1 protein-coding gene is annotated in these 8,771 nt (G+C 70.4%); it reads right to left on the bottom strand.

Annotated features, from left to right (window positions below; all coding sequences use genetic code 11):
- On the bottom strand, nucleotides 1-8,771 hold an 8,771-nt coding region (locus ACIRRA_RS45070), incomplete at both ends, for an amino acid adenylation domain-containing protein (protein ID WP_402782007.1).

The raw sequence follows: 8,771 nt of genomic DNA, 5'->3' as shown, positions 1-8,771 counted from the left end.
GGCAGCGGCGCCCAGCCGGGCGCGACACCGGCGGCGCGGGCGGCGTAGGCCACCATGACGTCGCGGGTGAGCGGGCCCATGGACCAGCCGTCGGCTGCGATGTGGTGGGTGACGAAGACGAGCACGTGCTCGACCTCGGCGGCGGAGCCGCCAATGGACTCGGCGGCGGAGCCGCCAATGGACTCCGTGACGCCATCGACGCGGAACAGCTTGGCGTGCAACGGCACTTCGGCGGTCACGTCGAAGCCGGTGGTGACCAGCGCGGCGATCCGCTCGGTCACCGCCTCGGCCGAGACGACAACCGGCGTCAGATCCGGAACCGCCTGCGCCGCCGGCACGATCACCTGCGTGGCCGCGCCGTCCACCTGCGGGTAGACGGTGCGCAGCGTCTCGTGGCGGCCGATCACGTCGGCCACGGCCTGCTGCAGCGCCTCCACATCCAGCGCACCGGTCAGGCGCACCGCCACGGGGACGTTGTACGCGGCCGACGCGGTGTCGAACTGGTTGAGGAACCACATACGCTGCTGCGCCAGCGACAGCGGCACATTGTCGGGTCGCGGTCCGGCCGTGAGCGCCTTGCGGTCTCCCGCGCCGGCGTGCTGCTCGACCTTGGCGGCCAGTCCGGCGACGGTCGACGCCTCGAACACGGCGCGCACCGGCACCCGCGCGTCCAGGGCCGCGCCGATGCGCGCGGCGACCTGGGTGGCGAGCAGCGAGTTGCCGCCGAGGGCGAAGAAGTCGTCGTCCGCGCCGATCCGCTCGGCTCCGAGAACCTCCGCGATGACACCCGCCACGATCTCCTCGATCGGGGTGGACGGCGACCGGAAGGCGGTGGTCTCGAACTCGGGCTCCGGCAACGCCTTCCGATCCAGCTTGCCGTTCACATTGAGCGGCAGGGCATCCAGGACCACGAAGGCCGACGGCACCATGTACGACGGCAGCGCCGCCGAGAGGGCCGACTTCACCAGCGGCACATCGACACCCGACCCGGACGGCACCAGGTAGGCCACCAGGCGGTCACCCGTCTTGGCGTCCTGCTTCGCCAGCACCGCGGTCTGCGCGATCTCCGGCAGCGCCAGCAGCGCAGCCTCGATCTCACCGAGCTCGATACGGAAGCCACGGATCTTCACCTGGAAGTCGGTGCGGCCCCGGTACTCCAGCTTCGCGGTGCCTGATTCATCGCTCGCGGTGGCGCCGGACCAGGCGACGAGGTCGCCGGTGCGGTACATGCGCTCGCCGACGGCGAACGGGTTGGCCACGAATCGATCCGCGGTCAGGTCCGGGCGCGCGAAGTAGCCGCGGGCCAGCTGCGCACCGGCGAGGTACAGCTCGCCGGAGACGCCGTCGGGCACCGGGTTCAGGCGCGCGTCGAGCACGTAGACCCGCGAATTCCATTCCGGCGCACCGATGGACACCGAACCCTGATCGGCGTCGGTGACCCGGTGGCTGGTGATGGACACCGCGGCCTCGGTCGGGCCGTACAGGTTGAACAGTCGAGTTTTCCGGTTCAACGCACGGAAGCGTTGCGCCACTGTCGCGGGCAGCGCCTCACCGATGGCGAGGACCCGCCGCAGCGAATCGTTCAGCGTCCCTTCGGCCTCGGTGAGCAGCGCGTCCAGCATGGACGGCACCACGTGCAGGGTGGTGACCCGCTCGCGCGCCATCAGCTCGTTGAGGTACGCCGGATCCCGGTGCCCGTCGGCCGCGGCGATCACCAGGCGGCCACCGGACACGGCGGCCGACCAGAACTCCCAGACCGACAGGTCGAAGGTGGCGGCGGTCTTGAGCAGCACCGCGTCGTCCGCGCCGAGCCCGAATTCCGCGCTCTTCCACTGCAACTGGTTGGCGATGGCCGCGTGCGGCAGCGCCACGCCCTTCGGGCGACCGGTGGAACCGGAGGTGAAGATGACGTAGGCGGTGTGCTCGGGCCGCAGCGGGGCGACCCGTTCGGCGTCGGTGACCGGGCCGGGGTTCGCGCCGGACAGCGTGAGCTCGTCCATCCGCACCAGCGGCGCGATATCGGTGGTGAACTCGGCCGCGGCATTGGTCAGCACGCACACCGGCGCGGCGGTTTCCAGGATGTACCCGGTCCGCTCGGCCGGCTGGTCCGGATCCACCGGCACGTACGCGCCACCGGCGACCGAGACCGCGTACATGGCGACGACCAGGTCGACGGAGCGCCGCAGCGCCAGCGCGACCCGCGCCTCCGGGCCCACGCCCAGCGAGATCAGATGGCGGGCAAGGCCGTTGACCCGCGCGCCGAGTTCGGCATAGGTCAGCGTCTCGCTGTCCGGTCCGATGAGCGCGATGGCGGTCGGCTTGGCCGCCACCGTCGCATTGAGCATCGAAACCAATGTCGCGGCCGAATCCACCTGGTGTGCGGTGGCATTGCGCCGCTCCAGGATCTCGGTCCGCTCGGCCACGGCCAGCAGCTCGATCTCGCCCACCGCGGTGCGCGGTGCGGTCACGATCTCGCGCAGCAGGTGCACGAACCGATCCGCGAAGCCCTGCACGGTGTCCCGGTCGAAGATATCGGTGGCATAGGTCAGGATGCCGGTGATGCCCTCGGCCGCACCGTCCTCGCCGTAGATGTCGGAGACGATCAGGTGCAGGTCGAACTGTGACAGCTCGGTGTCGACGTCCAGGCCGGCCACGCTCAGGCCCGGCAGCTCCAGGGTGGAGCGGGTCAGGTTCTGGAAGGACAGACCCACCTGGAACAGCGGGTGCCGCGCGGTCGAGCGGGCCGGGTTGAGCACCTCGACCAGGCGCTCGAACGGCACGTCGGCATTGGCGTAGGCCTGGATGTCGGTCTCGCGCTGGCGCGCCAGCAGCTCGGCGAACGGCTGCCCGCCATCGACCAGCGTGCGGAACACCAGGGTGTTGACGAACATACCGATGAGGTCGTCCAGCACGGCCTCGCCACGACCGGCCATCGGGGTGCCGATGGCGATGTCGTCGGAGCCCGACAGACGCGACAGCAGCACGGCCAGCGCGGTGTGCACGACCATGAACAGCGTCGCGCCCTCGGTGCGGGCCAATTCGACCAGCGCCGCGTGCAATTCGGCGTCGATGCGGACGTCGATCTTGCCGCCCGCGAAGGACTGCACCGCCGGACGCGGCCGGTCGGCCGGCAGGTCCAGCTGATCCGGCAGGCCGGCGAGCGCCTGCGTCCAGTAGGCGACCTGCTTCGACGCCAGCGATTCCGCGTCGTCCTCGCTGCCCAGCAGTTCGCGCTGCCAGATGGAGTAGTCCGCGTACTGCACCGCCAGCGGGGTCCAGCCCGGCTTCTGCTTGATGGAGCGCGCCGCGTAGGCGGTCATCAGGTCGCGGGTCAGCGGGGCCACCGAGGAACCGTCACCGGAGATGTGGTGGATCACCAGGGCCAGCACGTATTCCGCGGGCGCGGGGCCGTTCGGGTCCACGATCGGGAACTGGCCGGTGGGCTCGATATCGGCGAAGTCGAAGGTGTAGGCCGCCGCGTGCGCCGCGGCTTCCGACGGCCCTCGCGTCGCGGAACCGGACTCGGCCGCCGGAGCCGGCGTCTCGCCCTCGATCTTGAACAGTGCCACCTTGATCGGCACCTCGACGGTCACGTCGAAGGCGGTGGAGGTCAGCTCGACCACCGCGCCCACCACCTCGTCGGCGGTGACGGTGCGCACCTCGAGCTCCGGCACGGCCTGCGCCGGCGGCAGGATGACCTGTACCGGCCCGTCCTCGGTCTGCGGGTAGATGGTCCGCAGGATCTCGTGGCGGGCAACCACATCCGCGATGGCGGCCCGCAGCGCGTCCTCGTCCAGCAGGCCCGACAGGCGTACCGCGACCGGCACGTTGTAGGCGGCCGAGGCGGTGTCGAAGCGGTTGAGGAACCACATGCGCTGCTGGGCCAGCGACAGCGGGATGTTCTCCGGCCGCGATCCGGCGGTGAGCGCCTTGCGTCCACCGGCGCCGGCGTCGCGTTCCACGCGGGCCGCCAGCGCGGCCACCGTGGACGCCTCGAACAGCAGTCGCACCGGCACCCGGGTGTTGAGCGCCTCGCCGAGGCGCGCGGCCACCTGGGTGGCGAGCAGCGAGTTGCCGCCCCACGCGAAGAAGTCGTCGTCCAGGCCGATGCGGCCGGACTCCACGCGCAGCACCTCCGCGAACACGCCCGCCACGATCTGCTCGATCGGGCTGACGGGGGCGCGGAAGACGGCCTTCTCGAAGGTGGGCTGCGGCAGCTCCTTGCGATCCAGCTTGCCATTGGCGTTGAGCGGCAACGCGGTCAGCGGCATGAAGACCGACGGGATCATGTACGACGGCAGTTCGGCGGCCAGCGCCGACTGCAGCTGCTGCTTGTCGGGCTCGCCGTCGCTGCCCACGATGTAGGCCACCAGGCGGTCGCCGAGGACCGGATCGGTGTGCGCGACCACGGCCGCCGAGGCGACGGAATCCAGGCGCAGCAGCGCGGATTCGATATCGCCGAGCTCGATGCGGAAGCCGCGGATCTTCACCTGGAAGTCGGTGCGGCCCCGGTACTCCAGCTCGCCGTTCTCCTGCCAGGCCACCAGGTCACCGGTGCGGTACATGCGGGAACCGTTGCCGGCGAGCGGGTTCGCCACGAATCGGTCGGAGGTGAGGTCCGGACGGCCGTAGTAGCCGCGCGCCAGCTGCGCGCCGGCCAGGTACAGCTCGCCGGAGACGCCCACCGGCACCGGCCGCAGACGCGAATCCAGCACGTACACCTGGGAGTTCCACTCGGGCGAGCCGATGGACACCGACAGCTCGTCGCGGACGGTGACCCGGTGGTTGGTGATGGACACCGCGGCCTCGGTCGGGCCGTACAGGTTGAACAGCTCGGTGCGCGGCCGCTCCCGCAGCACGCGCTGCGCCAGCGGGCCGGGCAGCGCCTCACCGATGGCCAGGATGCGCCACAGCGAATCCGGCAGCCCGTCGGTGAGCAGCGCGTCCAGCATGGACGGCACCACGTGCAGGGTGGTCACCCATTCGCGGGCCATGAGCTCGTTCAGGTACGCCGGGTCCTTGTGGCCGTCCGGCGCGGCGATGACCATGCGGCCACCGCAGGCGGCGGCGGACCAGAACTCCCAGACCGAGAGGTCGAAGGTGGCGGCGGTCTTGAGCAGCACCGCGTCGGCCGGGTCGAGGCCGAATTCGGTGACCTTCCACAGCAACTGGTTCACGACCGCGCCGTGCGGCAGCGCCACACCCTTGGGGCGGCCGGTGGAACCGGAGGTGAAGATGATGTACGCGGTGTTCGCGGCCGTCAGCTCGCGCACCCGCTCGGCGGCGGTGATCGGCTTGGCCGAGTGGCCGGACAGGTCCAGCTCGTCGATGCGCAGCACCTGGGCCGGCTCGGCAGCCCGTTGGGAGGTATGGGCGTCGAAACCGACTGCCGCCGTGGTGAGTACGGCCTTGGGCGCGGCCGTCTCGAGGATGTAGCCGACACGCTCGGCAGGCTGATCCGGATCGATCGGCACGTAGGCGGCACCGGACTTGGCGACCGCGTACATGGCGACCACCAGGTCGGTGGACCGTCGAATGGCCAGGGCCACCCGGTCTTCCGCGCCGATGCCGCGTGCGATGAGCTCGCGGGCGAGCTGGTTCACGCGGGCGTCGAGCTCGGCGTAGGTCAGCTGCTCGGTGCCCTCGGCGGTGTCGGCGACGATGGCCACGGCCTTCGGGTCGTCGGACACCGACCGGTCGAGCAGCGAGACCAGGGTGGCCTCGGAACCGCCGTCCATGACCGCGTCCACGTCCTGCGCGGTGTTGTTCCACCGCTGCAGGATTCGCGCGTTCTCGTCCTCGTCCAGCAGGTCGAGGTCGCCGACCGCGACGGTGGTGTCGGCCAGGATGGCATCCAGCACCCGCACGAACCGGTCGGCGAAGGACCGCACGGTCGATTCGTCGAACAGGTCGGTGGCGTAACCGAATTCGGTGAGGATCTCGGCCGGGGTGCCGTCCTCGGTGTACCGGTCGTAGAGCGTGACGTGCAGATCGGTCTTGGCCAGCTGCGAGTCGAATTCGACCGCGGCCACGTGCAGGCCCGGCAGTTGGAAGGCGGTCTCGGCCAGGTTCTGGAACGAGAGGCCCACCTGGAACAGCGGGTTGCGCGCGGTGGAGCGGACCGGGTTGAGCACCTCGACGAGGCGCTCGAACGGCACATCGGCGTTGGCGAAGGCCTCCAGGTCGCGCTCGCGGACCTCGGAGAGCAGGTCGGCGAAGCTCGCGGCGCCGTCGACCTGGGTCCGGAACACCAGGGTGTTCACGAACATGCCGATCAGGTCGTCGAGTTCGCGTTCACCGCGGCCCGCGATCGGGGTGCCGACCGCGATGTCGTCGGTGCCGGACAGGCGGGCCAGCAGCACGGCCAGGGCGGCGTGCACGACCATGAACAGCGAGGCGTTGTTGGCCCGCGCCAGCTCGTGCAGCTTGGCGTGGCGCTCGGCGTCGATATCGAAGCGCAGCGCCTTGCCGTGGAACGACTGCGCCGGGGGACGCGGCCGATCGGTCGGCAGCTCCAGCTGATCGGGCAGCCCGGTCAGCGTGCGGGTCCAGTACGAGACCTGCTTGGCGGCAAGCGATTCCGCGTCGTCCTCGCGGCCGAGCACCTCGCGCTGCCACAGCGCGTAGTCGGCGTACTGCACCGGTAGCGGAGCCCACTGCGGGACGTCGCCGTTCACCCGGGCCACGTAGGCGGCCATGATGTCGCGCGCCATCGGGCCCATCGAGGAGCCGTCGGCGGAGACGTGGTGGACGGTGAAGGCCAGCACGTGCTGGGTGGTCTCGACGCCTATACCTCCCAACCGGCTGTCCGCGATGCGGAACATCTTGACCGCCAGCGGCACCTCGACGGTGACATCGAAGGTGGTCATGGCGAATTCGATGACCTTGCCGAGCAGTTCGCCCTCGGTCACCTCCTCCGGCACCAGCGACAGATCGGTCTGCGAGGCGGGCAGCACCACCTGGTGCGGGCCCTCGGCCGACCGCGGGTACACCGTGCGCAGCACCTCGTGGCGGGCGATCACGTCGCCGATGGCCTGCTTCATGGCGTACAGGTCCAGTGCGCCGGTGAAGCGGACCGCCAGCGGAATGTTGTCGACCGCCGAAGTGCTGGTGTCGAACTGGTTGAGGAACCAGTAGCGCTGCTGCGCCGGGGACAGCGGCAGGTGCGCGGGCCGCTCACCGGCGACCAAGCTCGGACGCCTACCGGAACCGGCATTGCGCTCCACCCGCGCGGCCAGCGCCGCGACCGTGGACGCCTCGAACAGATCGCGCACCGCCAGCTGGGTGTCCAGGGCCGCGCCGAGGCGGGCGGTGACCTGGGTGGCGATCAGCGAGTTGCCGCCGAGCTCGAAGAAGTCGTCGTCCAGGCCGACCCGTCCGACGCCGAGCACGTCGGAGAAGGTGCCCGCCACGATCTCCTCGATCGGGGTGGACGGGGCGCGGAAGACCTTGGCCTCGAACACCGGCGCGGGCAGCCGCTTGCGATCCAGCTTGCCGGAGGCATTGAGCGGGAAGGCGTCCAACACCACGAAGGCGGTCGGCACCATGTAGCCGGGCAGGCCGTCCTGGAGCTCGGCGCGCACGGCGTCGAGGTCGACGCTGTGGCCGGCGGTCGGGATGACATAGCCGACCAACTGCTCACCGAGCCGCTCGTCGCTGCGGACCACGACCACCGACTGGGCGATGGCATCGATGGCCGTGAGCGCGGACTCGATCTCGCCGAGCTCGATGCGCAAACCGCGCAGCTTCACCTGGAAGTCGGTGCGGCCCAGGTACTCCAGCTCGCCGCGACCGGTCCACTTGACGAGGTCGCCGGTGCGGTACATGCGCTCGCCGTCGTGGAACGGGTCCGCGACGAAGCGATCGGCGGTCAGCTCCGGGCGCGCGACGTAGCCGCGCGCCAGCTGGACGCCCGACAGGTACAGCTCGCCCGCGACGCCCGGGGCGACCGGGTGCAGGCGCGAATCCAGCACGTACACACGGGTGTTGAAGACCGGCGCGCCGATCGGCACCGACAGCGTGTCGGTGTCCTCCACCTCGTGGTAGGTGACGTCGACGGCCGCTTCGGTCGGGCCGTACAGGTTGTGCAGACGCGCGCCGGTGAGCTCGCGCAGCTTCTGCGCGGTCGGCGCGGGCAGCGCCTCACCGGAGGCGAAGACCTGCTGCAGCGAAGTGCATTCCGCGGCCTTCTCCTCCGCCACGAACACCGACATCATCGACGGCACGAAGTGCGCGGTGGTGACACCGGTCTCGATGATGAGGTCGGCGAGGTAGGCCGGATCACGGTGCCCGTCCGGCTTGGCGATGACCAGGGTCGCACCGATCTGCAGGGGCCAGAAGAACTCCCACACCGACACGTCGAAGGTGGCCGGGGTCTTCTGCAACACGACATCGTCGTCGAACAGGCCGTACTCGGTCTGCATCCACACCAGGCGGTTGACGATGGCCGTGTGGCTCACCGCCACGCCCTTCGGGCGGCCGGTCGAACCCGACGTGAAGATCACGTACGCGACATTGTCGCCGCGCAGCGGGGCGATCCGGTCGGCGTCGGTGATCGGGGCGTCGGAGTAGTCCGACAGCGCTCCACCTCCCTGCGCTTCGAGCTCGTCGATGAGCAGGGTGCGCGTGGTGGTTTCGAACCGGTCCCCGCTCGTGCTGAGCACGCACACCGGCTGCGCGGTGTCGAGCGCGTACTGGTTGCGCTCGGCCGGGTGGTCGGGGTCCAGCGGCACGTACGCGCCACCGGCGACCGTGACGGCGTACATGCCGAC

The sequence above is a fragment of the Nocardia sp. NPDC101769 genome (genome assembly GCF_044766925.1).
GTDB lineage: Bacteria > Actinomycetota > Actinomycetes > Mycobacteriales > Mycobacteriaceae > Nocardia.
Note: the sequence above shows the minus strand (reverse complement) of the source record. Positions and strands in the feature narration are given on the sequence as shown.